This is a genomic window from Nocardioides renjunii, assembly GCF_034661175.1.
Taxonomy (GTDB): domain Bacteria; phylum Actinomycetota; class Actinomycetes; order Propionibacteriales; family Nocardioidaceae; genus Nocardioides; species Nocardioides renjunii.
The window spans coordinates 3,381,203-3,406,518 of the sequence record NZ_CP141058.1 but is presented as its reverse complement, the minus strand read 5'-3'; the positions used below and the strand labels follow the sequence as shown (position 1 = coordinate 3,406,518).

25 protein-coding genes are annotated in these 25,316 nt (G+C 72.7%); 10 read left to right on the top strand and 15 right to left on the bottom strand.

Annotation, left to right across the window (positions count from 1 at the left end; genetic code table 11):
* Nucleotides 1-53 precede the first annotated feature (53 nt).
* Nucleotides 54-2,360, top strand: a complete 2,307-nt coding sequence (locus SHK17_RS16310; RefSeq protein ID WP_322919982.1) for an MMPL family transporter — start codon at nt 54-56, stop codon at nt 2,358-2,360.
* Between the two features lie 4 nt (nt 2,361-2,364).
* Here the strand turns inward: SHK17_RS16310 and SHK17_RS16305 are convergent, their stop codons facing one another.
* A complete protein-coding gene (locus SHK17_RS16305; protein WP_322919981.1) occupies nt 2,365-3,126 on the bottom strand; it encodes an isocitrate lyase/PEP mutase family protein in 762 nt (253 codons plus the stop codon).
* 63 nt (nt 3,127-3,189) lie between these two features.
* Between SHK17_RS16305 and SHK17_RS16300 the strand changes: the two genes are divergently transcribed.
* From SHK17_RS16300 to SHK17_RS16285, 4 genes are all read left to right on the top strand, one after another.
* Nucleotides 3,190-4,302 carry a flavin-containing monooxygenase gene (locus tag SHK17_RS16300; RefSeq protein ID WP_322919980.1) on the top strand — a complete coding sequence of 371 codons (1,113 nt, stop codon included), beginning with the start codon at nt 3,190-3,192 and terminating at the stop codon, nt 4,300-4,302.
* A 77-nt stretch (nt 4,303-4,379) separates the two neighbouring features.
* Entirely contained in the window at nt 4,380-6,134 is a 1,755-nt protein-coding gene (locus SHK17_RS16295) for a CapA family protein (protein ID WP_322919979.1), read from the top strand.
* A gap of 44 nt (nt 6,135-6,178) precedes the next feature.
* The gene (locus tag SHK17_RS16290) at nt 6,179-6,826 is read left to right on the top strand and encodes a DUF1707 SHOCT-like domain-containing protein (protein WP_322919978.1); all 648 of its coding nucleotides are present in this window, start codon (nt 6,179-6,181) and stop codon (nt 6,824-6,826) included.
* 157 nt (nt 6,827-6,983) lie between these two features.
* Entirely contained in the window at nt 6,984-8,069 is a 1,086-nt protein-coding gene (locus SHK17_RS16285; RefSeq protein WP_172265925.1) for an ABC transporter ATP-binding protein, read from the top strand.
* A 136-nt stretch (nt 8,070-8,205) separates the two neighbouring features.
* On the opposite strand, the gene SHK17_RS16280 is transcribed toward SHK17_RS16285, so the two are convergent.
* The 4 genes from SHK17_RS16280 to SHK17_RS16265 are packed head-to-tail and all read right to left on the bottom strand — an operon-like array spanning nt 8,206 to nt 12,609.
* Complete coding sequence (locus SHK17_RS16280; protein ID WP_172265922.1) at nt 8,206-9,471, bottom strand: ABC transporter ATP-binding protein; 1,266 nt, start codon at nt 9,469-9,471, stop codon at nt 8,206-8,208.
* A 7-nt stretch (nt 9,472-9,478) separates the two neighbouring features.
* Nucleotides 9,479-10,318 (bottom strand): carbohydrate ABC transporter permease, encoded by an 840-nt coding sequence (locus tag SHK17_RS16275; RefSeq protein ID WP_172265919.1) that lies wholly within the window; start codon nt 10,316-10,318, stop codon nt 9,479-9,481.
* Nucleotides 10,319-10,321: 3 nt separating this feature from the next.
* The gene (locus tag SHK17_RS16270) at nt 10,322-11,272 is read right to left on the bottom strand and encodes a carbohydrate ABC transporter permease (RefSeq protein ID WP_322919976.1); all 951 of its coding nucleotides are present in this window, start codon (nt 11,270-11,272) and stop codon (nt 10,322-10,324) included.
* Nucleotides 11,269-12,609, bottom strand: coding sequence for an extracellular solute-binding protein (locus tag SHK17_RS16265; protein ID WP_322919974.1), 1,341 nt, complete (start codon nt 12,607-12,609; stop codon nt 11,269-11,271). Before SHK17_RS16265 ends, SHK17_RS16270 begins: the two co-directional genes overlap by 4 nt.
* A 102-nt stretch (nt 12,610-12,711) precedes the next feature.
* Between SHK17_RS16265 and galK the strand changes: the two genes are divergently transcribed.
* Entirely contained in the window at nt 12,712-13,809 is a 1,098-nt protein-coding gene (gene galK, locus SHK17_RS16260) for a galactokinase (RefSeq protein ID WP_322422963.1), read from the top strand.
* A 33-nt stretch (nt 13,810-13,842) separates the two neighbouring features.
* On the opposite strand, the gene SHK17_RS16255 is transcribed toward galK, so the two are convergent.
* On the bottom strand, nt 13,843-14,730 hold the full coding sequence (locus tag SHK17_RS16255) for an alpha/beta fold hydrolase (RefSeq protein WP_322919973.1): 888 nt from the start codon (nt 14,728-14,730) through the stop codon (nt 13,843-13,845).
* Between the two features lie 125 nt (nt 14,731-14,855).
* Here SHK17_RS16255 and SHK17_RS16250 point away from each other — a divergent pair, with 125 nt between their 5' ends.
* Entirely contained in the window at nt 14,856-15,689 is an 834-nt protein-coding gene (locus SHK17_RS16250; protein WP_322919972.1) for an alpha/beta fold hydrolase, read from the top strand.
* On the opposite strand, the gene glpX is transcribed toward SHK17_RS16250, so the two are convergent.
* The 5 genes from glpX to SHK17_RS16220 are packed head-to-tail and all read right to left on the bottom strand — an operon-like array spanning nt 15,654 to nt 19,608.
* Nucleotides 15,654-16,667 (bottom strand): class II fructose-bisphosphatase, encoded by a 1,014-nt coding sequence (gene glpX, locus SHK17_RS16245; protein ID WP_449867024.1) that lies wholly within the window; start codon nt 16,665-16,667, stop codon nt 15,654-15,656. The genes SHK17_RS16250 and glpX overlap by 36 nt on opposite strands.
* A 1-nt stretch (nt 16,668) precedes the next feature.
* Nucleotides 16,669-17,643, bottom strand: a complete 975-nt coding sequence (locus SHK17_RS21180; RefSeq protein ID WP_405030381.1) for an ABC transporter ATP-binding protein — start codon at nt 17,641-17,643, stop codon at nt 16,669-16,671.
* A complete protein-coding gene (gene modB / locus SHK17_RS16230) occupies nt 17,640-18,422 on the bottom strand; it encodes a molybdate ABC transporter permease subunit (protein WP_322919970.1) in 783 nt (260 codons plus the stop codon). The genes SHK17_RS21180 and modB overlap by 4 nt, the downstream gene beginning before the upstream one ends.
* The gene (gene modA, locus SHK17_RS16225) at nt 18,419-19,204 is read right to left on the bottom strand and encodes a molybdate ABC transporter substrate-binding protein (RefSeq protein ID WP_322919969.1); all 786 of its coding nucleotides are present in this window, start codon (nt 19,202-19,204) and stop codon (nt 18,419-18,421) included. Before modA ends, modB begins: the two co-directional genes overlap by 4 nt.
* Nucleotides 19,201-19,608, bottom strand: coding sequence for a TOBE domain-containing protein (locus SHK17_RS16220; protein WP_322919967.1), 408 nt, complete (start codon nt 19,606-19,608; stop codon nt 19,201-19,203). Before SHK17_RS16220 ends, modA begins: the two co-directional genes overlap by 4 nt.
* Before the next feature lie 165 nt (nt 19,609-19,773).
* On the opposite strand from SHK17_RS16220, the gene SHK17_RS16215 reads away from it, so the two are divergent.
* Nucleotides 19,774-20,310 (top strand): DUF4245 domain-containing protein, encoded by a 537-nt coding sequence (locus SHK17_RS16215; protein WP_322919966.1) that lies wholly within the window; start codon nt 19,774-19,776, stop codon nt 20,308-20,310.
* A gap of 16 nt (nt 20,311-20,326) precedes the next feature.
* Here SHK17_RS16215 and SHK17_RS16210 read toward each other — a convergent pair whose 3' ends face one another.
* Both SHK17_RS16210 and xseA read right to left on the bottom strand, forming a co-directional pair.
* Nucleotides 20,327-20,527, bottom strand: coding sequence for an exodeoxyribonuclease VII small subunit (locus tag SHK17_RS16210; protein WP_172265887.1), 201 nt, complete (start codon nt 20,525-20,527; stop codon nt 20,327-20,329).
* Nucleotides 20,520-21,770 (bottom strand): exodeoxyribonuclease VII large subunit, encoded by a 1,251-nt coding sequence (gene xseA / locus SHK17_RS16205; protein WP_322919965.1) that lies wholly within the window; start codon nt 21,768-21,770, stop codon nt 20,520-20,522. Before xseA ends, SHK17_RS16210 begins: the two co-directional genes overlap by 8 nt.
* A 57-nt stretch (nt 21,771-21,827) precedes the next feature.
* Here xseA and SHK17_RS16200 point away from each other — a divergent pair, with 57 nt between their 5' ends.
* Nucleotides 21,828-22,826 carry a 4-hydroxy-3-methylbut-2-enyl diphosphate reductase gene (locus SHK17_RS16200; RefSeq protein WP_322919964.1) on the top strand — a complete coding sequence of 333 codons (999 nt, stop codon included), beginning with the start codon at nt 21,828-21,830 and terminating at the stop codon, nt 22,824-22,826.
* A gap of 15 nt (nt 22,827-22,841) precedes the next feature.
* Nucleotides 22,842-23,465 (top strand): L-threonylcarbamoyladenylate synthase, encoded by a 624-nt coding sequence (locus SHK17_RS16195; protein WP_322919963.1) that lies wholly within the window; start codon nt 22,842-22,844, stop codon nt 23,463-23,465.
* 216 nt (nt 23,466-23,681) lie between these two features.
* Here SHK17_RS16195 and SHK17_RS16190 read toward each other — a convergent pair whose 3' ends face one another.
* Nucleotides 23,682-24,125: a DUF6542 domain-containing protein gene (locus SHK17_RS16190; protein ID WP_322919962.1), complete on the bottom strand. Its 444-nt coding sequence runs from the start codon at nt 24,123-24,125 to the stop codon at nt 23,682-23,684.
* 22 nt (nt 24,126-24,147) lie between these two features.
* Nucleotides 24,148-25,314, bottom strand: coding sequence for a DNA recombination protein RmuC (locus tag SHK17_RS16185; protein WP_322919961.1), 1,167 nt, complete (start codon nt 25,312-25,314; stop codon nt 24,148-24,150).
* Between the last annotated feature and the right edge of the window lie 2 nt (nt 25,315-25,316).

Here is a 25,316-nt window from a genome sequence, read left to right as displayed (position 1 = left end):
ACCCCCCGCCGCCACACCCACCGCACCACGTTCACCTCCCAGAAAGCAGCCCCATGGCCCGCCTCCTGTTCCGCCTCGGCCGCACGGCCTACCGCCGCTGGTACGTCTTCGTCGCCGCCTGGCTCGTTGCGCTGGTCGCGGTCGGCTTCACCGCGACCGCGATCAGCAAGCCGATGACCGACGCCTTCTCCATCCCCGGCATCGAGTCGGAGGAGGCCGCCGACCTGCAGGAGGAGCTGTTCCCCGACGCCGTCGACGCCTTCGACCAGGCGGGCATCACGGTCGTCGTGGCCGCGCCGGAGGGCAGCACGCTCGGCGAGGAGCCGTACGCCGACCGCGTGGCCGCGCTGGTCGCCGAGCTCGCGGACACCCCGCAGGCACCGGCCGCCGAGACGATCCTCGACCCGGTGGCCGCCGCCGCGGGGCAGGAGCAGCAGATGGTGGACGCGGTGGTCGAGGCCGGCGGTGACGAGGCGGCGGCGCGCGAGGACTTCGCCGCGCTCTCCCCGCTGTCCGAGGACGGCCGGACCGGCACCATCAGCTACGTCCTCGACGTCGACACCGTCACGGACGTGGAGCCGGCGACCGTCGAGGCCATCAAGGACGTGGTCGCCGAGGCCGACGCCGGCGGCCTCACCGCGGAGGTCAACGGCTCGGGCCTGGTCTCCATGCCCGAGGGCGCCTCCGCCGAGCTCATCGGCATCGGCGTCGCGATCATCGTGCTGCTCATCGTCTTCGGCTCCGTCGTCGCCGCCGGCATCCCGATCATCACCGCCCTCATCGGCCTCGGCACGGGCCTGCTCGGCGTCGTCGGGTCGACCGCGTTCTTCGACATCGGCTCCAGCACGCCGATCCTGGCCAGCATGATCGGCCTCGCCGTCGGCATCGACTACGCGCTCTTCATCCTCGCCCGCTACCGCAGCGAGCTCGAGCACACCGACGACCGTGCGGAGGCGATGGGCATCGCGACCGGCACCGCCGGGTCGGCCGTCGTGTTCGCCGGACTGACGGTCCTCATCGCGCTCGCCGCGCTCTCGGTCGTCGGCATCCCGTTCCTCACCACCATGGGCCTCGCCGCCGCCGGCACGGTGCTGGTCGCCGTGCTGGTCGCGCTGACCCTGCTCCCCGCCGTGCTCGGCATGGTGAAGTCGTGGGCGTTCGGCGGACGCATCCGCCGCTACCGCCCGCAGCGCGACGAGCGCGGTCGCGTGCTCAACAACGGCGTGCGCTGGGCCAGGCTCGTCGGTCGTGCGCCCGTGGCGGCGATCCTGCTCGTCGTCGTCGGCCTCGGCGCGCTCGCCGTACCCGTCAAGGACCTGCACCTGGCGTTCCCGACGGACTCCACGGCCTCACCCGAGACCACCCAGCGCCGCGCCGCCGACCTGGTCGCCCAGGGCTTCGGCCCGGGTCGCCAGGGTCCGCTCGTCGTGGTGGTGGACGCGCGCGACGTCGCCGAGCCGGACCGCGAGGCCGCGTTCGGCGAGGTCGTCGACTGGGCGGCCGGCCAGGACGGCGTCGTCAACGCCCAGGTCGTCGCCACCAACGAGGACGGCACCGGTGCCCAGGTGCTGGTGACGCCCTCCACCGGCGCCGACGACGTCGCCACCGAGGACCTGCTGCACGCCCTGCGCGACGGCCAGCCCGCCCTCGAGTCCGCGACGGGCACGACCACCGGCGTCACCGGGATCACCGCCATCCAGGCCGACGTCTCGGAGAAGCTCGCCGACGCGCTCCCGGTCTACCTGACGGTCGTCATCGGGCTCGCCTTCCTGCTCCTCATGCTCGTCTTCCGGTCGATCCTCGTGCCGCTGACCGCCACCTTGGGCTTCCTGCTCTCCGTGCTGGCCACGCTCGGGGCCACCGTGCTGGTCTTCCAGGAGGGCATGTTCGGCGTCGTCGAGGGCGCGCCGCTCGTGTCGTTCATGCCGATCTTCCTGATCGGCGTGGTGTTCGGGCTCGCGATGGACTACCAGGTCTTCCTCGTCACCCGGATCCGCGAGGCGCACGTCCACGGTGCCTCGCCGCGCGAGGCGGTGGTCGACGGCTTCCGCAACTCCGCACGCGTCGTCGCGGCGGCCGCCGTGATCATGACCTCGGTCTTCGCGGCCTTCATGCTCACCGACGAGCCGATCATCAAGTCGATGGGGTTCGCGCTCGCCGTGGCGGTGCTCTTCGACGCCTTCGTCGTGCGGATGGTGCTCGTCCCGGCGCTGCTCTACCTGCTCGGCGAGAAGGCCTGGTGGCTGCCGCACTGGCTCGACCGGGTCCTGCCCGTCATCGACGTCGAGGGCGAGTCGCTGGAGCGCGGCCACGCGTCCGCGCAGTGGCGCGACGAGCGCGAGCCCGAGCTGGTCGGCTGACCCGTCAGCGCCAGGGAGCGACCAGCGTGACCAGGTCCTGGGCGAGCTCCTGCATCAGCTTGGGACCGAACGTCACCCGGTGCACGCCCATCACCTGGAGGTCCTCCAGCGACCCGGCGGCGGATCCGGTGCGCGGGTTGGCGATGACGTTGACCGGACCGGAGACCGCGTCCAGCACCGCCTGGAGGGTCGCCGCGTCGGGCACGCCGACCGGGTAGACGCAGCGGGCGCCCGCCTCCTCGCACCCGCGGAGGCGGGCGACGGCCTCGCCGACGGGGTCCTCGAACCGGTCCTTCTTCAGGAAGACGTCGGTGCGGGCGTTGACGACGAGGTCGACGCCCGCCGCGTCAGCCGCCTGGCGGAGCCCGCCGATGTAGTCGGCGTGCTCGGCGACCGAGCGCATCCGACCGCCCTCGGAGTGCACGGTGTCCTCGATGTTGAGCCCCACCGCGCCGGCCTCCAGCAGGCGCTCGACCAGCTCCGCCGGTGCCGCGCCGTAGCCGGCCTCCATGTCGGCGGTCACGGGCACGTCGGGCACGGCGGAGCAGATGCGGCGTACGCCGTCGAGGGCGTCGTCGATCGACATGTCCTCGTTGTCGCCCTGGCCGCGGGAGTCGGCGAGCGGGTGGCTGCCGATGCTCAGCGCGGTGAACCCCGCGTCGGCGACGGACCGGGCGGACCAGGCGTCCCAGACGTTGGGGAGCACCAGCGTGGTGCCGGTGTGGTGCAGCTCGAGCAGGGTCGTGGCGCGGGTGGCGGTGTCCATGCCCCGAGGCTGCCACGGCCCCGGTCGCGGGCATAGGGGCCGTCCGCGCGGCGTTGGACCGGCATGGACGCACGCCAGCGCACGCCGCAGCCCCCGGACGAGCCGGTCCTCGACTCGGTCGTGATCGGCGCCGGGCAGGCGGGGCTCGCGGCGTCGTACTTCCTGCGCCAGCGGGGGATCGACCACGTCGTGCTCGACGCCAACCCCCAGGCGGGCGGCGCGTGGCAGCACCGGTGGGCCTCGCTCAGCATGGCCGACGTGCACGGGGTGGCGGACCTGCCCGGCTCGACCGCGCCGACCGGCTCGCAGCGCGCCGCGAACGTCGTCGTGCCCGACTACTTCGAGGACTACGAGCGGTGGCACCACCTCCCGGTGGTGCGGCCGGTGCGGGTCGAGCGCGTCGACAGCGAGGGCGACCTGCTGGTGGTCCGGTCGCCCGGGCGGACGTGGCACACCCGCACCCTCGTCAACGCCACCGGCACCTGGACGCGCCCGTTCGTCCCCTACTACCCCGGCATCGCGTCGTTCGCCGGCGAGCAGGTCCACGCCGCGCACTACCCCGGAGTCGAGCACTTCCGCGGCAGGCGGGTGCTCGTCGTGGGCGGGGGCGCCTCGGCCGTGCAGCTCCTCGGCGAGCTGGCTCCGGTGACGGGGACGCTGTGGGTGACCCGGCGACCGCCGGTGTGGCGCGACGGCTTCGACGCCGAGGCCGGGCTCGCCGCCGTGACCGCGGTGGAGGAGCGCGTACGCCGCGGGCTGCCGCCGGCCAGCGTGGTCAGCGTGACCGGTCTCGCGCTCCGCCCGCAGGAGCAGGAGGCGGCCCGGCTCGGTGCCTACGACCGGCAGCCGATGTTCGAGCGGATCGAGGCCGAGGGCGTGAGGTGGGCGGACGGCCGCTTCGAGCCCGTCGACGCGATCCTGTGGGCGACCGGCTTCCGGCCTGCGGTCGACCACCTCGCGCCGCTCGACCTGCGCAGCCCCGCGGGCGGGATCGCCCTCGTCCCGGTGGCCGGCAACGTGCAGGGCGCCACGACGGCGGTGCGCGACCCGCGGGTCCAGCTGGTCGGCTACGGACCTTCTGCCAGCACCGTCGGCGCGTCGCGTGCGGGGCGCCAGGCCGCGCTCGCGGTCAGCCGCCTGCTGGCCTCCGCGCAGCCGTCGGACCTGACCGCCTGACGCACGTCGACCCACCTTTGACGGACCTTTGACGCACGCCGGACCCCCGGTGGGGTGGTGCGAGGCACAATCGCTGCATGGACGTACGGGCGTGGGGCGGTGCGGCAGTCGCAGCCCTCGCGCTGGTGGCGTGCTCGTCGAGCCCGCCGGGTGACTCGCGGACCGGTCCGGTCCCGCCCCAGGAGCTCGCGGACGACGCCGTCGCGACCCCGGCCTCGCCACGGATCACGCTGGCCTTCGCGGGGGACGTGCACTTCGAGGCGCAGCTGCAGCGGCTCCTGCCTCGGCAGGGTGCGCTGGGGCCGGTCTCGCGTGCGTTCAAGCGCGCCGACGTGGCGATGGTGAACCTCGAGACGCCGGTCACCGACCACCCGACGCGCGACCCCAAGGAGCTGGAGGCGCCGGGCAACCGCTACCACTTCCGCACGTCGCCGCAGGCCCTCGACGTGCTCGCTGACGCGGGTGTCGACGTGGTGAGCGTCGCCAACAACCACGCGGGCGACTACGGCCAGGCCGGCCTCGCCGACACCCTGGTCGCCGGTCGCGCGAAGGGTGTCGCCATGGTGGGCGCCGGGCGCGACCTCGACGACGCCTTCACGCCCCACCGGGTCAGCGTGGACGGCGTCGACGTCGCCTTCCTGGCCGCCGACGCGGTGTTCCGCGAGGGCCGGAGCCGGGTCTGGGCGGCCGGCGCCGACACCCCCGGTCTCGCCGCCGCCCGCGAGACCCGGCCGGACGCGCTGCTGGCCGCCGTCGAGACCGCCGCCGACGCGGGCGACGTCGTGGTGGTCTACCTCCACTGGGGCCTCGAGCAGCAGGCGTGCCCGAGCCAGCGCCAGCGGCTGCTCGCCCGCAACCTCGCGGAGGCGGGCGCCGACGTGGTGGTGGGCAGCCACTCCCACGTCGTGGGCGGCTCGGGCTGGTCCGGCGACACCTACGTCGGCTACGGCCTCGGCAACTTCCTCTGGTACCACGACCGCCAGCCCGGCACCGGCGTGCTCACCCTCACGGTGGACCGCGACGGCGTGGTGGGCGACGCGTGGGCGCCGGCCCGCATCGCCCCGGGCGGCAAGCCGCGCCCGCTCACCGGGACCGCCCGGTCGGCGGCGGTGGCGGTTTGGCAGGACCGACGCAGGTGCACCGGCCTGGCGGCCACCCGCGGCGAGGCGCAGGCCGAGGACCCGGCGTACTCCTCCACGATCCAGCGCATCGACGCCGACCTCCGCCGGCGGATGCGGACCAGCCACGGCCCCGGCTGCCCCGTGCCGCTGCGCGACCTGCGCTACCTCAGGATGACCCACCGCGACTTCGACGGCCGCGCCCGCACCGGCGAGATGGTGGTCCACCGCCGGTTCGCCCGAGGGGTCACGGGCGTCTTCCGCGACCTCTACGACGCGGGGTGGCCGATCGCCCGGATGCGCCTGGTCGACGACTACGGCGGGGACGACGACCGCTCCATGGCGGCCAACAACTCCTCCGGCTTCAACTGCCGCCGGGTCGCTGGGCAGCAGAGCTGGTCCGACCACGCCTACGGCGCGGCCATCGACCTCAACCCCGTGCAGAACCCCTACGTCCGGCCGGGCTCGATCGCGCCGCCGGCCGGCCGCCGTTACGCCGCCATCGACCGCGGCAGCTCGGCCCCCGTCCCCCCGGGCGTGATCCGGGTCGAGGACCTGCCCGTCGAGGCGTTCGCACGGCTCGGGTGGGGCTGGGGCGGCTACTGGGTGTCGTCCAAGGACTGGCAGCACGTCGCTGCGCCCGTCCGTCCCGCGCCGTCCCGTCCGGCGCCTCCTCCGCGTCGTGCCCGGCCCGCCGGCCGCGGCACCGGCTGACGACTGTCACGGGTCAGGTCGCGCGAGATCGCTAGGCTGGCCCCATGGGGGAGATCGAGAACCGCCCGCACGACCCGTCGCAGATGCGCATCTCCGACGCCGACCGGCAGCGCGTCGCCGACGTGCTGCGTGACGCCGCGGGGGAGGGGCGCATCGACCTCGACGAGCTCGAGGAGCGCCTCGAGCTGACCTGGCAGGCCAAGACCTACGGTGAGCTCGTCCCGATCACGCTCGACCTGCAGGCCGCCGGGCCCGTGACGCCGCCGGCCACCGCGCCGGTGCGTCGTACGCCTCCCGGACTCCCCGCGGTCGGTCACAACTCGTCGCTCGCCATCATGAGCGAGACCAAGCGCCAGGGCGTCTGGGCGGTGCCCGAGCACCACAGCGCCTTCGCGATGATGGGCTCGGTCGTGATCGACCTGCGGCAGGCCCAGCTGTCGGGGGCCGAGACGATCATCAACGCCAGCGCCGTCATGGGCGAGGTGAAGATCATCATCCCGGCGCACATGCACGCGGTGGTCGACGGGACGCCGATCATGGGCGAGTACAGCCAGGCCAAGGACAAGGTGCCCGCCGAGCTGGGCGCCGACTCCCCGCTGGTGCGGGTGCGCGGCATGGCCCTGATGGGCTCGGTCACCGTGCAGCGGCTCCCCGCGCCGGGGACGCCGCGCAAGTACCTCGGCACCTACTGACCCCACCAGCCGTACGCCGCCGCACCCCGGCCGCACACCTACCGCACACCGGCCGCGCGCTCCGGGGGGAGCCATCCAGCCGCGACTCCGCTACTGTGACCGCAGTCACTTCACGACGGATCGTCCGGCACGTACCTGCCGGTGAAGGAGCAAAACAATGGCATCAGTGACGTTCGAAGGCGCCCAGCGGTGGTATCCCGGGGCCGATGAACCAGCAGTCCCGGGGATCGACCTCGAGATCGAGGACGGCGAGTTCATGGTCCTCGTCGGCCCGTCCGGCTGCGGCAAGTCCACGACCCTGCGCATGCTCGCGGGTCTCGAGGAGGTCAACGAGGGTCGCATCCGCATCGGGGACCGGGACGTCACCAACGTCCCGCCGAAGGACCGCGACATCGCGATGGTCTTCCAGAACTACGCGCTCTACCCCCACATGTCCGTGGAGGAGAACATGGGGTTCTCGCTCAAGATGGCCAAGGTCTCGACCGACGAGCGCAAGAAGCGCGTCGCGCAGGCGGCGGAGATGCTCGGGCTCACCGAGTTCCTCCAGCGCAAGCCGAAGGCCCTGTCGGGCGGCCAGCGCCAGCGGGTGGCGATGGGTCGCGCGATCGTGCGTCAGCCCCAGGTGTTCTGCATGGACGAGCCCCTGTCCAACCTCGACGCCAAGATGCGCGTGCAGACCCGCACCGACATCGCGCGCCTCCAGCAGGACCTCGGCATCACGACCGTCTACGTCACCCACGACCAGGTCGAGGCGATGACGATGGGCGACCGGGTCGCGGTCATGAAGCTGGGCATCCTCCAGCAGGTCGACACCCCGCTGCGGCTCTACGACAAGCCCGCCAACCTCTTCGTCGCCGGCTTCATCGGCTCCCCGCAGATGAACCTCCTCGAGGGCGTCGCCGCCGAGGACGGGACGGTGAAGGTCGGTGGCTACTCCGTGCCCGTCGACCGCACGGCGGAGCGCACCATGGCCGGCAAGGTCACGGTCGGCGTACGTCCGGAGAACTGGCGCATCGTGACGGCCGACCAGGGCGGTCTCCCCGTCATGGTGACGGTCGTCGAGCAGCTCGGCGCGGACAGCTACGTCTACGGCACCAGCGACGTGGAGGGCGTGCCCTCGACGATCATCATCCGGATGAGCGGTCGCCACGACCCCCAGAAGGGCGAGACGCTGTTCGTCACGACCGACCCCGAGCACGTGCACGTGTTCGACACCGAGTCGGGCCAGCGGCTCTCGGCCTGACGGCCGGTCGAGGTCCCGCACGAGGACCCCACGCACGAGGCGAGGCCCCGGGAGCAGCTGCTCCCGGGGCCTCGTTCCACGCCGACCTGCGGGGCCGGACATCAGGGGGGCCGTCAGGGTCGTGACGGCCCGCGGGTCAGGTCGTCGCCTGGTCCGAGCCGGGCTGGACGCTGTCCTGCTGCTCGCCGACCTGCTCGGCCATCGCCATGGTGTTGCCGCCCGGCACCGTGCCGGCGCGTGACGAGTCCATGGTGAGGTTGTCGCCCGTCGACGGGTCGAACAGGTGGATCTTGCGGGCGTCGACCCAGATGGTGGCCTCGTCGCCCTCGCTGATCCGGCTGGCGCCGTCGAGGGACACCACCAGCTGGGTGCGCAGGGACTCCCCGTCGAGGTCGCGCTCGAGCTGCTGGAGCTGCTTCTGCACCTCCGGCGGCGCCTCGAAGGGGACGTAGGCGTAGGCCTCGTTGCCGAGCCACTCCACGACGTCGACCTTGGCCCGGAACGTCGCCTCGTCGGTGACCTTGTCGGGGTCGACGACGCTGGCGTCCTCGAAGTGCTCGGGCCGGATGCCCGCGATGAGCAGGTCCTTGCCCTGGGCCTTCTGCGCCTTGTCGGCCGGCATCCTGACCGTGCCGAACGGCAGCTCGACCATGTCGCCGTTGACCTTGGCGGGCAGGAAGTTCATCGGCGGGGAGCCGATGAAGCCGGCGACGAAGAGGTTGGCGGGGTTCTCGTAGAGCTCGCGCGGCGTGGCGAGCTGCTGGAGGATGCCGCGCTTGAGCACAGCGACCCGGTCGCCCAGCGTCATCGCCTCGGTCTGGTCGTGGGTGACGTAGACCGTGGTGATGCCGAGCCGCTTCTGCAGGCGCGAGATCTCGGTGCGCATCTGCCCGCGGAGCTTGGCGTCGAGGTTGGACAGCGGCTCGTCGAAGAGGAACGCCTCGGCCTCACGGACGATGGCGCGACCCATGGCGACGCGCTGGCGCTGCCCGCCCGAGAGGTTGCCGGGCTTGCGCTCGAGGTGCTCGTCGAGCTCCAGCGTCTTGGACGCCTCGCGCACCTTCTGGTCGACCTCGGAGTCCGAGGCGCCGGCCAGGCGCAGCGGGAACGCGATGTTCTCGTAGACGGTGAGGTGGGGGTAGAGCGCGTAGTTCTGGAACACCATGGCGAGGTTGCGGTCGCGCGGGGCGAGGTCGTTGACCCGCTTGCCGCCGATCATCATGTCGCCGTCGGTGATGTCCTCCAGCCCGACGATCATCCGCAGCAGCGTCGACTTCCCGCATCCCGACGGTCCCACGAGGATCAGGAACTCCCCGTCCGCGACGTCGATGCTGATGTCGTTGACGGCCGGGAACCCGTCGCCGTACTTCTTGACGATGTTCTTCATCTCGATGGCGGCCATGACAGCTTCACCCCTTCACTGCGCCGGAGGTGAGGCCGGCGACGATCTTGCGCTGGAACAGCAGGACGATGACGATGATCGGGATCGTCGAGACGACGGCCCCTGCGGCCAGCAGTGACGCCGGCCGGTTGAACGGGTCGGACCCCACGAAGAACGACAGCGCGGCCGGGATCGGCCGGGCCTGCTCCGTCGAGGTGAGCGAGATGCCGAAGACGAAGTCGTTCCACGCGAAGAAGAAGGTCAGGATCGCCGCGGTGAAGACACCCGGCGCCGCCAGCGGCACGATCACCTTGCGGAACGCCTGCCACGACGTGGCGCCGTCCACCTGCGCGGCCTGCTCCATCTCCCAGGGGATCTCGCGGAAGAAGGCCGACAGCGTCCAGATCGCGAGGGGGAGCGTGAAGGACATGTAGGGGATGATCAGGCCCGGCCACGTGTCGTAGATGCCGAGCGTGCGCCACATGTCGAACAGCGGTCCGACGAGCGACACCACCGGGAACATCGCGATCACCAGGGCCAGGGTCAGCACGAGCTTCTTGCCGGTGAACTCGAGGCGGGCGATGGCGTACGCCGCGAGCGTGGCGATGACGACCGAGAGGAACGTCGCGATGAGCGAGATGCCGATCGAGTTGAGGATCGAGCGCAGGAACTGGTCGTCGGCCAGCACGTCGCGGTAGTTCTGCCAGCCCGCCCCGCCTCCCTCGGAGGGGAAGAAGCCCGGGCTTCCGTTGGTGATGGCCTCCTGGCTCTTGAAGGAGAGCGAGATGATCCAGGCGACCGGGAGCAGGCACCACACGAGGATGAGTGCGGCCCCGATGACGATGCCGATCTTGTTCTTGGTGGACATGCCTCAGCCCTCCTGCCGCGCTGCGGCCAGGTCGACGCGGAAGATCTTGACGATCAGGAACGCGATGAGCAGCACCGAGAGGAACAGCAGCACGGACAGCGCTGACCCGATGCCGAGCTGGAACTGCTCGATGACCTGCCGGTAGGTGAGGAACGAGATGGACTCGGTGCCCTGGGCGCCGGCGGTCATCACGTAGATGTTGTCGAAGATGCGGTAGGCGTCGAGCGCGCGGAAGAGCACCGCCACCATGATCGCCGAGCGCATGTTGGGCAGGATCACCTTCCACAGCCGCTGCCACCACGTCGCGCCGTCGACCTTCGCCGCCTCGAGCATGTCCTCGGACACCTGCGCGAGGCCCGCCAGCAGCAGCAGCGACATGAACGGCGTGGTCTTCCAGATCTCGGAGACCATGATCGCCGCCATCGCGGAGCCGTACTGGCCGAACCAGTTGAACCCGTCCTCGACGAAGGGCAGCCACTCGTTGACGAAGCCGTTGTTGTTGCTGAAGGCGAACTGCCAGGCGAAGCCCGACACCACGGTGATGATGCCGTAGGGGATGAGGATCGAGGTCCGGATGATGCCGCGGGCGAAGATCACCCGGTGCATCACCATCGCGAAGGCGAAGCCGATGACGAGCTCCACCGCCACGGTCACCACCATGATGAAGACGGTGTTGAGGGTGGTCTCCCAAAACAGCGAGTCGGTCAGCGCGGTCCAGTAGTTGGAGAGCCCGACGAACTCCCGGTCGTCCGGGGCGGTCAGGCTGTAGTTGAAGACGCTCAGGTAGAGCGCCCGCAGCATGGGGAACGCCGTCACCAGCAGCATGAGGAAGATCGCCGGGGCGACCAGCCTCATGCCGAGGCGGTTCTCGGCCTTCGAACGGTCGCTCGCGGCGACCTTGTTGGCGCGACGCACGTCTCGCTTGTCGTCGGGCGCCACGGTCGTGTGCGTCACAGCAGGCTCCTTCCGGCGAGGACCTCGGTCAGGAAGTCGGCCGACTCCTGCGGGGTCGAGTCCGGCGTCACCGACGTCGGGGAGTGCCAGACCGACTGCACGGCGCTGGAGATCTGGCTGTAGAACGGGCTCTTGGGCCGCGGCCCGCCCTCGTCGACGCTGGTGCGGTAGAGGTCGAGGAGGTCCTCGGGGAACTCGCCGCTCGCCGCGACCTCGTCGTAGGCCGAGTTGGTCGACGGCATCAGGCCGTCGTTGACGGCCAGGTCGACCTGCGCGTCGGTGGAGGTGATGCACTGGCCGGCCTCCAGCGCCCACTCGGGGTGCTCGGAGTAGGCGCCCAGCCCGATGTCGATCCCACCGATCGGCGGCTTGGACGCCTCGCCCTCGACGGTGGCGGGGTAGCGCGCCCAGCCGAGGTCCTCGAACTCCTGCTCGTCGGCGGGGCCGCCGGGGGCACCGATCAGACCCTTGTAGTTGGCGTAGACGAACGTCCAGTTGACCATGAACTCGCCGGGGCCGTCCTCGGGGAACATCTGACCGAGGCTGGTGCCCTCGTTGGAGACGGTGAGGTCGGCCTGCGCCGCCTCGCTGTCGGCGAGCTTCTGGATGATGGACGCAGCCTCGCGACCGGCGTCGCTGTCGAGCTCGACCTTGGCGTCGCGGCCGGCCTCGGTGTCGGTGACGATCGCGCCGCCGGCACCCTGCATCATCGCGTTGATCCACACGACGTAGGCCTCGTAGCGGTTGGCCTGGACACCGACCGTGCCGCCCTGCGACGAGGCGGCCTCGATGACCTGTTCCCACGTGACGGGCTGGCTCATGTCGAGCCCGGCCGCCTCGGCGAGGGACTTGCGATACCAGAGGACCTGGGTGTTGGCCCACAGCGGGATGGCGTAGACGCCGTCGTCCCACGTGACCGTGTCGACGGCGCCCTGGAGGTAGTCGCCGCCGTCGGTGATCTCGGTGGCGAGCTCGTCGGGGATCTTCTGCAGCCATCCGGCGTTGGCGAACTCGGCGACGAACACCGGGTCGAGGTTCATGAGGTCGGTGGAGGAGTCCTCGGCCGCGAGGCGCCGGGCCAGCTGGGTGCGCTGGTCGGTCGCGCTGGACGGCAGCTGCTGCACCGCGATGTCGTACTGGTCGGTGCTGCACTCCTCGGCGTAGGTCTTGAAGGTGTCGACGCCGTCGGGGTTGACGTACCAGTTGAGCGTCGGCTTGCCGCCGTCGCCGCCGCAGGCGGCCAGCAGGCTGCTGGCGAGCGCCAGCGTGGCCACCGAGCCGGCGATCCGCTTCCCGCGTGGGCGACCCCGCTGTCGGGTCGATGATCGTGCTGCCATTGCGCACTCCTCCTTGTGACTCGGGTCACTGGTCTATCGGCTGCGACTAGGGTTTGGCAACAGCAGGTCACCCCATCGAACACACCACCAGAAAGGCCCGACGTGACGAGCTGGTTCGCGCCCGGACGGATCAACCTCATCGGCGAGCACACCGACTACAACGACGGGTTCGTGCTGCCGATGGCGCTGCCGATGGGATGTGCCACGACGCTGTCCCCGGCGACCGACGGCTGGTCCGTCGTGTCGGTGCAGGAGCCGGGCGAGGTGAGGGTCCGGCGGTCAGGGCTGAGCGGTCGCGACGACACCCCCGACTGGGCGACGTACGTCCTCGGCGCGCTGTGGCTGCTGCACGACGACGGGGTGGAGGTCCCGCCGCTGCGGATCGAGGTCGACTCCGACGTCCCTTCGGGCGCCGGGCTGTCCTCCTCGGCCGCCCTGGTCTGCTCGGTCGTGTGCGCGCTCGACGAGCGGCTCGGCCTCGACCTCGGACCGGCCGGCCTGCTCGCACTGAGCCGGCGCGTCGAGAACGACGCCGTGGGCGCGCCGACGGGCGGGATGGACCAGCTGGCCAGCCTGCGCGGCGAGGAGGGCCACGCCCTCTTCTGCGACATGCGCGACCTCACCTCCCAGTCGGTCCCGTTCGACCCGGGCGCCTCGGGGCTGGCGCTGCTGGTGGCCGACACCCGTGCTCCGCACCGGCACGCCGACGGTGAGTACGCCGCCCGGCGCCGCGGCTGCGAGGAGGCGGCCCGGCAGCTGGACGTCCCGGCCCTGCGCGACGTCGGCGCCGACGACCTCGACGCGGCGCTCGCCCGCCTGGACGACGACGAGCTGCGGCGCTACGTCCGCCACGTCGTCACCGAGGACGCCCGGGTGCTGGAGGCGGTCGACCTGCTGCGCGACGGACGGCTCGCGGACCTCGGGCCGGTCCTGTCCGCCTCGCACGCCTCGATGCGCGACGACTTCCGGATCACCGTCCCCGAGGTGGACACCGCCGTCGAGGCGCTGCTCGGTGCGGGCGCGCTCGGCGCGCGGATGACCGGCGGCGGGTTCGGCGGGTGCGTCATCGCGCTGGTGGCCGAGGGCGAGGTGGACGCCGCGGGCGACGCGGTGCGGGGCGCCTTCTCCGACGCCGGCTTCGGCGAGCCCGAGCTCTTCACCGCCTCCGCGGCACCGGGAGCGCACGCCGTCGAGGGCTGACGTCCCGCCGCGCGTACCACGGCCGGGCGGTCCTCAGGCGCGGTCGGCCGTGCGGCGGATCGCCTCGACGAAGGTCTCGAAAAGGCCCGGGGGCAGGTCGTGGCCCATGCCGTCCACCAGCACGAGCTCGGCGCCGGGGATGGCGGCCGCGGTCGCGCGGCCACCGCTGACGTGCACCATCTTGTCGGCCGTACCGTGCAGGACGAGCGCGGGCACCCGGAGGCTGCGCAGCCGCTGGGTGCGGTCCGGCTGGGTGAGGATCGCCAGCATCTGGCGCAGCACGCCGCTGGTGCTGACGCCGCGGTCGAACGTCTCGAGCGCGCGCGAGCGCAGCGCCTCGTCCTCGGTCGGGTAGCCGACCGAGCCGATGACCGCCCACATCGCGATGCTGCTCTCGACGTAGGCGTCCCGGCCCGGCCTGCGCGGGGCGATCAGCCGGGGGAGCAGGGAGGGGTGCTGCCACCCGACGGTGCGGCGTCCGGTGGTCGAGCTGATGCTCGTCAGCGACCGCACGCGCGAGGGGTGCTCGATGGCCACGGTCTGCGCGATCATGCCGCCCATCGACACCCCGACGAGGTGCGCGGACTCGATGCCGAGGTGGTCGAGCAGGGACACCGCGTCCACGGCGAGGTCGGACATCGAGTACGGCGTCTGGGCGCGCCCGGTGGCGAAGGCGCGCAGCAGCTGGTCGTGGCGCACCGGTGCCGCGATCCGCGAGGACCGGCCGGTGTCGCGGTTGTCGTAGCGCACCACGTGGAAGCCGGCGTCGGCCAGCTGCTCGCAGAAGACCTGGTCCCACCAGGTCATCGGCCCGCTGAGACCCATCACGAGGAGCAGCGGCTCGTCGTCGGGATCACCGAAGGTCTGGTAGCAGAGCTCGACCTCGTTGCCGATCGGCGCGTAGAGCTCCTCGGAGGCCACGGGCGGGCCATTGCGGGGGGGACGTGCGGAGGACATGGCTCCAGTGAACACGATCGGGGCTCGCCCCAGCACCCTCGTGGCGCAGGTCCCACGACCCGGTGGGGCGCTCGGCTAGGTTCGACGGTGTGACCAGGCGCACAGTGGCGGCGTTCCTCACGCCCGAGGGCTTCGCACAGCCCTCGGTCGCCGCCGTGCTGCGGGAGGGGTCGGTCGTCACCGAGGTCGGCCGCTACGCCGTGCACGCGATGGGCTCGCGCGGGTCGCGACGTCGTACGCCCTGCGGCTCGGGTCCGGTGCGGTCCGCCGAGCCGGTGCTGCTGGTGCCGGGCTTCCTCGCCGGGGACGCATCGCTGTCGGCGATGAGCCGGACGCTGCGCCGCGAGGGCTTCCGCACCTACCGGGCGGACATCCGGGCCAATGTGGGCTGCACGATCGCGGCCGCCGCGCAGCTCGAGGAGCGCCTCGAGGAGATCGCCCAGCGGCGCGGGGCGCGGGTGCGGGTCGTCGGCCACAGCCTCGGCGGGATGCTGGCGCGAGGGGTGGCCGCTCGGCGGCCCGACCTGGTGGCCGGCATCGTGACCCTCGGCAGCCCGGTGCTCGCACCGGGAGCACACCACGCCTCGCTCGCCCGCAGCGTCGACCTCCTCGTCCGGCTCCAGCGCGCGGGCCTGCGCAACCTGATGGCCGAGGACTGCGTGGCGGGCCTCTGCGCCCAGCAGAGCTTCGACCGGGCGCGCGCGCCGCTGGCCGACGACGTCGACTTCACCGCGATCTTCTCCCGCCGCGACGGCATCGTGGACTGGCGCGCGTGCGTCGACCCCGCCGCCCGCGCGGTGGAGGTGCGCTCCTCCCACCTGGGGATGGGCTTCGACCCGGCGGTGATCACCGCCGTCTCGGCGGCCCTGCGCCCGGCGGCGCCGCTGTCAGCTGTCGAAGTCGATCGGGGACAGAGCGCGTAGCTTCGACAGGCGGTGGTCGGCGGTGATCGAGCGCACGGTGCCGCTGCGCGAGCGCATGACGAGGGAGTGCGTCGTGACGCCGTCGCCGCGGTAGCGCACGCCCCGCATGAGCTCGCCGTCGGTGATGCCGGTGGCCACGAAGAAGGCGTCGTCGCCGGTGACGAGGTCGTCGGTGCCGAGCACGACGTCGGGGTCGAGGTCGTGGCCGGCGTCGAGCGCGCGCTGCCGCTCGTCGTCGTCCTGCGGCCACAGCCGGCCCTGGATCGTGCCGCCGAGGCACTTCATCGCGCAGGCGGCGATGATGCCCTCGGGCGTCCCGCCGATGCCGAGCAGCAGGTCGACGCCGGTGTCGGGACGAGCCGCCATGATCGCGCCGGCCACGTCGCCGTCGGTGATGTACTTGATGCGGGCGCCGGTCTCGCGGATCTCCTCCACGAGCTGCGCGTGGCGCGGCCGGTCGAGCAGCACCACGGTCACGTCGTGGGGCGAGAGGTTCTTCGCCTTGGCGACGCGGGCGATGTTCTCCTTCACCGGCAGGCGGATGTCGACGACGTCGGCGGCCTCGGGGCCGGTGACGAGCTTCTCCATGTAGAACACCGCGCTGGGGTCGTACATCGAGCCGCGGGGCGCCACCGCGAGCACCGAGATGGCGTTGCTCATGCCCTTGGCGGTCAGGGTGGTGCCGTCGATCGGGTCGACCGCGACGTCGCACTCCGCGCCGGTGCCGTCGCCCACCTCCTCGCCGTTGTAGAGCATGGGGGCGTTGTCCTTCTCGCCCTCGCCGATGACGACGGTGCCGCGCATCTCGACGGTGGAGATCATCACCCGCATCGCGTTGACCGCGACGCCGTCCGCGTCGTTCTTGTCGCCGCGACCCACCCAGCGCCCGGCCGCCATCGCGGCGGCCTCCGTGACCCGCACGAGCTCGAGGGCGAGGTTGCGTTCGGGCTTGGGGGCGCTGTCGCTCATGGCTCGCATGCTAGCGATCGCGGGGTGCCGCCCGAGCACGTGCTCCGTAGCGGCTCACGGCCGTCGCCTTGACGGAGAGCCACACCTCCCGGCCCGGCACCAGCGCGAGCTCGGTGGCGGCCGCCGGCGTGAGGTCGGCGAGCAGGTCGGGGGAGGCGTGCACCAGCAGGCGTACGGCGTCGCCGTGCGGCGCGAGCGTGCCGATCGTCCCGCGCCAGCGCAGCCGCGACGACCCCTCCGGCTCGTGGAGGGAGACCACCACGGTGTCGGGCGTGAACGCGATGAGGTCGTCGCCGTCGGCGACGAGGTTGAGACCGACGAGGCGGGCGACGTGGGCGGTGCGCGGCTCGGCCGCCACCTCGGCGGGAGGTCCCTCCTGGGCGACGCGACCCGCGTCGAGGACGAGCACGCGGTCGGCCAGGGTCAGCGCGTCGATCGCGTCGTGGGTGACCAGGAGCGCGACGCCCGCGAAGTCGCGCAGGTGCTGCCCCAGCTCGATGCGGAGGGCCATCTGCACGGAGACGTCGAGGCCGGTGAACGGCTCGTCGAGCAGGAGGACCTCGGGATCGGTGGCCAGCGCGCGGGCGATGGCGACGCGCTGCGCCTGGCCGCCGGACAGCTCGCGCGGGCGTCGGTCGGCCAGGTCGGCGATGCCGAACCGCTCGAGCCAGTCGCGCGCGGTGGCCTCGGCCGCGCGCCGGTCGCGGCCGCGGGCGCGGGGACCGAACGCGACGTTGTCGAGGGCCGACAGGTGGGGGAACAGGCTCTGGTCCTGGAAGACGTAGCCCACCCGGCGGCGTGGCACGTCGAGGTCGGTCCACTCCTCCCCGCCCACCCGGACCCGGCCGGGCTCGAGCCCGGCGACCGCGCGCAGCAGCGTCGACTTGCCGGCGCCGTTGGGCCCGATCACGACGACCACCTCGCCCGCCTCGGCGCCGACCGCGGCCTGCACCCGACCGGGCAGGTCCACCTCGACGCGCATCATCGCCCGACCGCCCAGCGCTCGCGGAGCAGCACCAGCACCGCGACGGACAGGGCGAGCAGGATGAGGCTGAGGCTGCGCGCGACGGTGGGGTCGGAGTTGAGCGCGACGTAGATGAGGCTCGGCATCGTCTGGGTGGTGCCGGGGTAGTTGCCGGCGAAGGTGATCGTGGCGCCGAACTCGCCCAGGCTCCGCGCCCAGGCCAGGGCGCTGCCCGCGAGGACGCCCGGCAGCGCGAGCGGGAGCGTGACCCGGCGGAAGGTCGTCCACCGGTCGGCGCCGAGCGTCGCGGCCACGACGTCGTACGACGACCCGTGCGTGCGCAGCGCACCCTCCACGGCGAGCACGTAGAACGGCAGGGAGACGAAGGTGTGGGCCAGGACCACGCCCGCCGTCGTGTAGGGGATGGTGAACGGCAAGTGCTGGCCGACGAGGCCGCTCCGGCCCAGGGCCGTCACCAGCGCGACGCCCGCGACGACGGGCGGTAGCACGAGGGGGACCAGCACGAGGGCGCGGACGACCCGCCGGCCGCGGAAGTCGACGCGCGCGAGCAGCCAGGCCAGGGGCGTACCGACCGCGACGCAGGCGAGGACCGTCAGCAGGCTGCTGAGGGCGGTGATGGTCAGCGCCTGCCGGACGACCTGGGAGCCCAGGTGGTCGGGCAGGGTGCGCCACGGGGTGTCGAGGACGAGGGTGACGAGGGGGACGACGAGGAGGGCCACTCCTGCTGCGGCGGGGACGAGCAGGACCGCCGGCGCCCGGCCCAGACGGGGGCCGGTCACTCGCGCACGATCCCGCCGAAGCCGGCCTCGCCGAGGACCTCGGCGGCCTCGGCGCCGGTGACGAGGGCGACGAAGTCGGCGGCCAGGTCGGCGGTCGCGTCGTCGCTCCCGTCGTCGCTCCCGTCGACGGCGGCGACGTAGTAGTTGTTGGCGTAGGCGGGGCCGTAGTCGTCAAGGTCGTCCGTCGCCACCTCGCGCACCGCGTCGCCGGCCGCCCGCGAGTCCGTGCGGTAGACAAGACCGGCGTCGGCCTCGCCCTGCGTCACGCGGGCGAGCACGGCCTTGACGTCGACCTCCTCGCTGGCGGGTGCGGACTCGATGCCGGCGTCGTCGAGCAGGGCGACGGCGCTGGACCCGCACGGGGCCGTCTCGGCGCAGCGGACGTAGTCGACGCCTGAGTCGTCGAGGTCGGTGAGGGACTCGATGCCGGCCGGGTTGTCGGCCGGTGCGACGAGCGCGAGCCGGTTGCTCGCGAACGCCTCGGGACCTCCGGCCAGCACGCCCCCGTCCTCGGCGACCGTCATGGACGCCTCGTCGGCCGTGGCCAGCACGTCGCCGGGCGCGCCGTCGACGGCCTGCTCGGCGAGCGTGGTGGACGAGCCGAACACCAGCTCCACCTCGACGCCGGGGTGGGCCTCCTCGAAGGTGGCGGCCAGCTCGGTGAACGTCCCGGTGAGGCTGGCCGCGGCCAGCACGGTCAGCGTGGTGTCGTCGTCCCCGCCGCCGCAGGCGGTGAGGGGGAGCAGGGCGACCAGCGACAGGGCGGTCAGGACGCGCCTCACTGCGGGACCTCGACGACGACGTTGGTGGACTTCACGCTGGCGATGGCGCGGACCCCGGGCTCGAGCCCGAGCTCGTCCGCGGCGTCGGTGCTCATCAGCGAGACCACGCGGTAGGGGCCGCAGATCATCTCCACCTGCGCCATAACCGGGTCGCGCTTGACCCGGGTGACGATCCCGCTCATCCGGTTGCGGGCGCTGACCGTGCTCGCGCGGGTGCGGTCGCGCTCGGTCACCTCCGCGGACTCGGCCAGGTGCTCGGCGAGCTCGGCGAGGTCAGCGCCGGACACGGTCGTACGCCCGTCGGTGCGGCGCGAGGGCAGCCGGCCGGCGTCCACCCAGCGGCGTACGGTGTCGTCGCTCACGGCCAGGATCTCGGCCGCCTCCGCGAGTCGGTAGGTGATCACGGTGGCAGTATGCCGCACCTGCGGATCTTCTTGCCTTGTTGTCTCCGCACCTGCGGTTCCGTCTGCCACCGCTCCACCCGGGTGGTCCGTGTTGATCGGCTGCTCCACGGGGCCGGGTCACCAGCCGATTGATACGGACTATCGGGCGGCTGGGAGGATGGTGGAGTGAGTGAGCAGCCGAGCCGGTACACCCGCTCCTTCAGCGGCATGATCGGCGCCCTGATCGTCACGGTGGTGTTCGTCCTCGCGTTCGTCGCCTGGCGCGGGATCTTCCGCGCCGAGTCCGACGACAGCCCGGAGCCCGTGGACTGGCAGGACAGCGTGGAGGTCGCGCAGCAGGCCGGCCTCGAGGTCGTGCACCCCCGCGAGCTGCCGGCGGGCTGGATCGCGACGAGCGTGGAGCTCGAGGCGGGCGACGACCCGCGCTGGGGGCTCGGCGTGCTGACCGACGAGGGCGACTTCGTCGGCATCCGGCAGCGCGACGCCTCGGTCGACGAGCTCGTCGAGGAGTACGTCGACGAGAAGGCGGAGGCCGGCGAGGACGCCGAGATCGAGTCCGAGATCACCGACAGCTGGCAGACCTGGACCGACGAGGGCGGCGACCACGGCTTCTCGACCGAGCTCGGCGACGAGTCGCTGCTGGTCTACGGCTCGGCGCCGGTCGAGGACGTCGAGGCGTTCGTCGGGCTGCTCACGCAGTAGGGCGCATCCCGGCCGATCAGTCGTCCGGCTCGGTGCCGATCGCCCCGTCGAGCCGCTTGCGGGCGCCGTCGAGCCACTCCTGGCACAGCGTGGCCAGCGCCTCGCCGCGCTCCCACAGGGCGAGCGACTCCTCGAGGGTCGTGCCGCCCGCCTCGAGGGTGCGGACCACCTCGATGAGCTCCTCGCGGGCCTCTTCGTAGCTCGGGGCGTCACTCATCGGGGTCCTCCATCAGCGTGGCTGTGTCGATGCGGTCGGTGGTGGCGTGGATGCGGCCGTCGGCGACCCGCACCGAGACGGCGGCGCCGGCGGCGGTCTGGCCGACCGAGGTCACGACGTGCCCGTCGGCGTCCTGCAGCACGGCGTAGCCCCGCTGGAGGGTGGCCAGGGGGGAGAGTGCCTGGGCCCTCGCGCGCTGGTGGCCGATGTCGTCGGCGGCGCGGTCGAGCCGGTGCGAGAGCGTACGACGGGCGCGCGCCAGCAGCTCGTCGACCTCGTCGGAGCGGACGGAGAGCAGGTTGCGCGGATCGGCCATCGCCGGGCGGGAGCGGAGCGTCACGAGCCACTCCTGCTCGCGGGCGATGCGCTGGGTGATCACCTGCCGGAGCCGGTCGCGCGCCCACGTCACGCCCTGGACCTCCTCGGCCATGTCGGGCACGACCAGCTTGGCGGCATCGGTGGGGGTCGAGGCGCGTACGTCGGCGACGAGGTCGAGCAGCGGCTGGTCGGGCTCGTGGCCGATCGCCGAGACCACGGGGGTGCGCAGGCCGTGGACCGCTCGGACGAGGGCCTCGTCGGAGAAGGGCAGCAGGTCCTCGATGGAGCCGCCTCCGCGGGCGACCACGATGACGTCGACGTCGGGGTTGCGCTCGAGCCGGTCGAGCGCCTCCATCACCTCGGCGGCCGAGCGCTGCCCCTGCATGGCGGCGTAGGCCACCTCGAACTGCACGGCCGGCCAGCGGCGGCGCGCGTTCTCCAGGACGTCGCGCTCGGCGGCGCTGTTGGGGGCCGTGACGAGGCCGACGCGGCCCGGCAGGAACGGCAGGTCACGCTTGAGCTCCGGCGCGAACAGGCCCTCCGCGGCGAGCAGCTGGCGGCGCCGCTCGAGGCGGGCGAGCAGCTCGCCGAGCCCGACCATCCGGATCTCGCGGGCGGCCAGCGAGAAGGAGCCCCGGTTGGCGTAGAAGCTGGGCCGCGCGTGCACCACGACGCTGGCCCCCTCGACGAGGGGAGGGTTCATCGAGTCGAAGAGCGAGCGGGCGCAGGTGAGGGTCACCGAGATGTCCGCGACGGTGTCGCGCAGGGTCATGAAGACGGTGTTGACCCCGGGGCGGCGATTGACCTGCGCGATCTGGCCCTCGACCCACACGCCGCCGAGCTTGTCGATCCACTGCGAAACGGCGTTGGCCACGGCGCGGACCGGCGCCGGGGACTCGACCGTGGCGTCGCGGAGGGAGGGCACGCGGCGAGGATAGGCGAGCGGTCCGACGCCACCCGGCCGGGCCGTAGACTCGGACCCATGACGACCGACCTCGGCCTGCCCCCGGTGCTCGACCCCGAGAGCGCCAGGAGCGTCCTCCTCGCGGCCCCCCGCGGCTACTGCGCCGGGGTCGACCGGGCCGTCATCACGGTGGAGAAGGCGCTCGACCTCTACGGCTCGCCGGTCTACGTCCGCAAGCAGATCGTGCACAACAAGCACGTCGTGGCCGACCTCGAGGCGCGCGGGGCCATCTTCGTCGAGGAGCTCGACGAGGTGCCCGAGGGCAGGACGGTGGTGTTCTCCGCGCACGGCGTCTCGCCAGCCGTCCACGCCCAGGCCGCCGACCGCGGGCTCAAGACCATCGACGCGACGTGCCCGCTCGTCACCAAGGTCCACCACGAGGCGAAGCGCTTCGCGGGCGACGACTACGACATCCTCCTCATCGGGCACGCCGGCCACGAGGAGGTCGAGGGCACCGCGGGCGAGGCGCCCGACCACATCCAGCTCGTCGAGAGCCCGGCCGACGTCGCGGGCATCGTCGTGCGCGACCCCGCGAAGGTCGCCTGGCTCTCGCAGACCACGCTCAGCGTCGACGAGACGCTCGAGACGGTGGCCGCGATCCGCGAGAAGTTCCCGCTGCTGCTCGACCCGCCGAGCGACGACATCTGCTACGCCACCCAGAACCGCCAGCTGGCCATCAAGGAGATCTCCGCCGGCGCGGACCTCGTGATCGTGGTCGGCTCGCGCAACTCGTCGAACTCCGTGCGGCTCGTCGAGGTGGCGCTCGAGTCCGGCGCCAAGGCGTCGTACCTCGTCGACGACCACACCGAGATCGACGAGGCGTGGCTCGACGGCGTCGAGACCGTGTCGGTGACGTCCGGCGCCTCGGTGCCCGAGGACCTCGTCGAGGGCGTGCTGGCCTACCTGTCCGAGCGCGGCTACCCCGACGCCCGCGCGGTGCACTCCGCCGAGGAGTCGCTCATCTTCGCCCTGCCGCCCGAGCTGCGCCGCGACCTGCGCGCGGCCCAGAAGGCCTGAGGGACGGCTCCCGACGTGGCCCGCTACCTCGACATCCACCCGGACAACCCCCAGCCGCGGCTGGTCGGCCAGGTCGTCCAGGCGCTGCGCAACGACGAGCTGATCGCCTACCCCACCGACTCGGGGTACGCCCTCGGCGCGCAGCTCGGCAACCGCGAGGGTCGCGACCGGATCCTGCGCATCCGCGAGCTCGACGACCGCCACCACTTCACGCTGATGTGCAAGGACTTCGCCCAGCTCGGGCAGTTCGTGCACGTCGACAACTCGGCGTTCCGGGCGATCAAGGCCGCGACCCCAGGCCCCTACACCTTCATCCTCCCCGCCACCGGCGAGGTGCCGAAGCGGCTGATGCACCCCAAGAAGCGCACCGTCGGCGTCCGGATCCCCGACCACGCCCTCGTGTGCGCGCTGCTCGAGGAGCTGGGCGAGCCGATCCTCACCAGCACGCTGATCCTGCCCGGCGAGACCGAGGCGCGGACCATGGGCTGGGAGATCAAGGAGGACCTTGACCACGTCGTCGACGTCGTGGTCGAGTCCGGCGAGGTCACGGCCGAGCCCACGTCGGTGATCGACTGGTCCGAGGCGGAGCCGGTCGTCGTACGCCGCGGCGCGGGCGACGTCGAGCGCTTCGAGTCCTGAACTACACGTGACCGGGCACTTCGTGCCCGTCCTGCGCGCCGACCGGGCACTTCGTGCCCGGTCGGGGGCCGGGACGGGCAGGAACCGCCCGGTCGGCGGCTGGGACGGGCAGGAACCGCCCGGTCGGCGGCTGGGACGGGCAGGAACCGCCCGGTCGGGGGCCGGGACGGGCAGGAACCGCCCGGTCGGCGGCTGGGACGGGCAGGAACCGCCCGGTCAGCCGGTCTGGCCGAGCTCGCGGCTGAGCTCGGTCGCGATGTCGGCCTCGCCCTCCCGGTGCAGCCGCCAGGCGAGCCAGCCGAGGCACAGGGCGTAGCCCACGAAGAGCGCGATGCCGTGGGTGGCGACGCCGGAGACGATCGCCTGCAGCAGGCCGTCGCGGGGGTCGGCGACCGCGTCGCGGGCCACCGTCGCGACGAAGGCGAAGACGGTGGTCATCAGCAGCGGCGGCAGGACGGCCACCATGTAGAAGTCCTTGCGGCGCACCAGCGCCGCGAGGCCCAGGCACAGCGCCACGAAGCACAGGTCGAAGAAGATCGTCAGCCGCCCGGCGAGCAGCACGTCGATGCTCACCGCGGTCAGGGTGACCGCGACGCCGAGCGCGACGACCGAGCGGCCCGGCTCGCGCCCGACCTGCCACCACGCGTCGGCCCGTGTCACGGCGTCCAACCTAGGACCGATCTCAGGCGCCCTCGGCGCGGCGCGCCGGGGGTCGCGCCTGGTCGGCCAGCTCGTCGGCGAGCAGGTCGTCGAGCGTCGGGTCCCCTGCGGCGGGCGCGACGTCGTCGAGGACGGCGAGCTCCGGTGCGCCCGGCGAGCGCGGCACGGTCTCCACCTGGCGGGGCGCGGCCAGCGGCTCCGACGTCACCCCGAGCTCGGCGAAGCGGCGAGCGGAGACGAGCACCCGGCCCTCGAGCGACCCCATCGCCTGGTTGTAGGCGACGACGCTGGCGTTGAGCGAGCGGCCCACCCGGTCGAGGTGGCCGGCCATCGAGCCGAGCCGCGCGTGCAGCTCCTGTCCGAGCCGCTGGACGGCCTGGGCCTGCTCGTTGAGGACCTCGTGCTGCCAGCCCTGGGCCACCGTGCGGAGCAGCGCGATCATCGTGGACGGCGTCGCGAGGACGACGTTGCGGGACGCGGCCTGCTCGACGAGGTCGGGCACCGCCTGGAGCGCGGCCTGGAGGATCGCCTCGCCCGGCAGGAAGAGCACCACGAACTCGGGCGTCGCGGGCAGCGCCTCCCAGTAGCGACGCGACCCGAGGTCGGCGACGTGCTTGCGAACGTGCTCGCCGAGCCGGGCCAGCGCCCGGTCGTGCTCGGCCGGGTCGTCGGTGCCGGAGAGGTCGAGGAAGGCGGCGAGCGGGGCCTTGGCGTCGACCGCGATCGTGCGCCCACCCGCGAGCGTGACCACCAGGTCGGGGCGCAGCCGGCCGTCGTCGAGGCGCACCTGCTCGGTGAAGTCGCAGTGGTCGACGAGCCCGGCGAGCTCGACCGTGCGGCGCAGGTGGAGCTCGCCCCACTGGCCGCGCACCTGCGGCTTGCGCAGCGCGGTGGCGAGCGTGCTGGTCTCCTGTCGGAGCGTGTCGGTGGACCGGCGCATGTCGGCCACCTGCTGGTGCAGCTGGGCCTGCCACGCGACCCGGTCGTGGGCGAGGTCGCTCAGCTGGTCCTGGAGGCGGTCGAGGCCGTCCTGCACGACGGCGTGCTCGGCGACGCGCTGCTCGAGCGCCGCGAGCGCGGTGTCGTCGCGCGGGCGGCTCCGCGACCACAGCACGCCGATCAGGGCGCCGAGCGCCAGGCCGAGGGCGAGGACCAGCGCCAGGGTCAGCAGCAGGGGGAAGGTGTCCATGG

Bases quoted from the DNA above. Each gene is read 5' to 3' on its own strand.
- SHK17_RS16310 (WP_322919982.1), top strand. From the start codon at position 54: ATGGCCCGCCTCCTGTTCCGCCTCGGCCGCACGGCCTACCGCCGCTGG.
- SHK17_RS16305 (WP_322919981.1), bottom strand. From the start codon at position 3,126: ATGGACACCGCCACCCGCGCCACGACCCTGCTCGAGCTGCACCACACC.
- SHK17_RS16300 (WP_322919980.1), top strand. From the start codon at position 3,190: ATGGACGCACGCCAGCGCACGCCGCAGCCCCCGGACGAGCCGGTCCTC.
- SHK17_RS16295 (WP_322919979.1), top strand. From the start codon at position 4,380: ATGGACGTACGGGCGTGGGGCGGTGCGGCAGTCGCAGCCCTCGCGCTG.
- SHK17_RS16290 (WP_322919978.1), top strand. From the start codon at position 6,179: ATGGGGGAGATCGAGAACCGCCCGCACGACCCGTCGCAGATGCGCATC.
- SHK17_RS16285 (WP_172265925.1), top strand. From the start codon at position 6,984: ATGGCATCAGTGACGTTCGAAGGCGCCCAGCGGTGGTATCCCGGGGCC.
- SHK17_RS16280 (WP_172265922.1), bottom strand. From the start codon at position 9,471: ATGGCCGCCATCGAGATGAAGAACATCGTCAAGAAGTACGGCGACGGG.
- SHK17_RS16275 (WP_172265919.1), bottom strand. From the start codon at position 10,318: ATGTCCACCAAGAACAAGATCGGCATCGTCATCGGGGCCGCACTCATC.
- SHK17_RS16265 (WP_322919974.1), bottom strand. From the start codon at position 12,609: ATGGCAGCACGATCATCGACCCGACAGCGGGGTCGCCCACGCGGGAAG.
- glpX (WP_449867024.1), bottom strand. From the start codon at position 16,667: ATGCGAGCCATGAGCGACAGCGCCCCCAAGCCCGAACGCAACCTCGCC.
- SHK17_RS21180 (WP_405030381.1), bottom strand. From the start codon at position 17,643: ATGATGCGCGTCGAGGTGGACCTGCCCGGTCGGGTGCAGGCCGCGGTC.
- SHK17_RS16210 (WP_172265887.1), bottom strand. From the start codon at position 20,527: ATGAGTGACGCCCCGAGCTACGAAGAGGCCCGCGAGGAGCTCATCGAG.
- SHK17_RS16200 (WP_322919964.1), top strand. From the start codon at position 21,828: ATGACGACCGACCTCGGCCTGCCCCCGGTGCTCGACCCCGAGAGCGCC.
- SHK17_RS16185 (WP_322919961.1), bottom strand. From the start codon at position 25,314: ATGGACACCTTCCCCCTGCTGCTGACCCTGGCGCTGGTCCTCGCCCTC.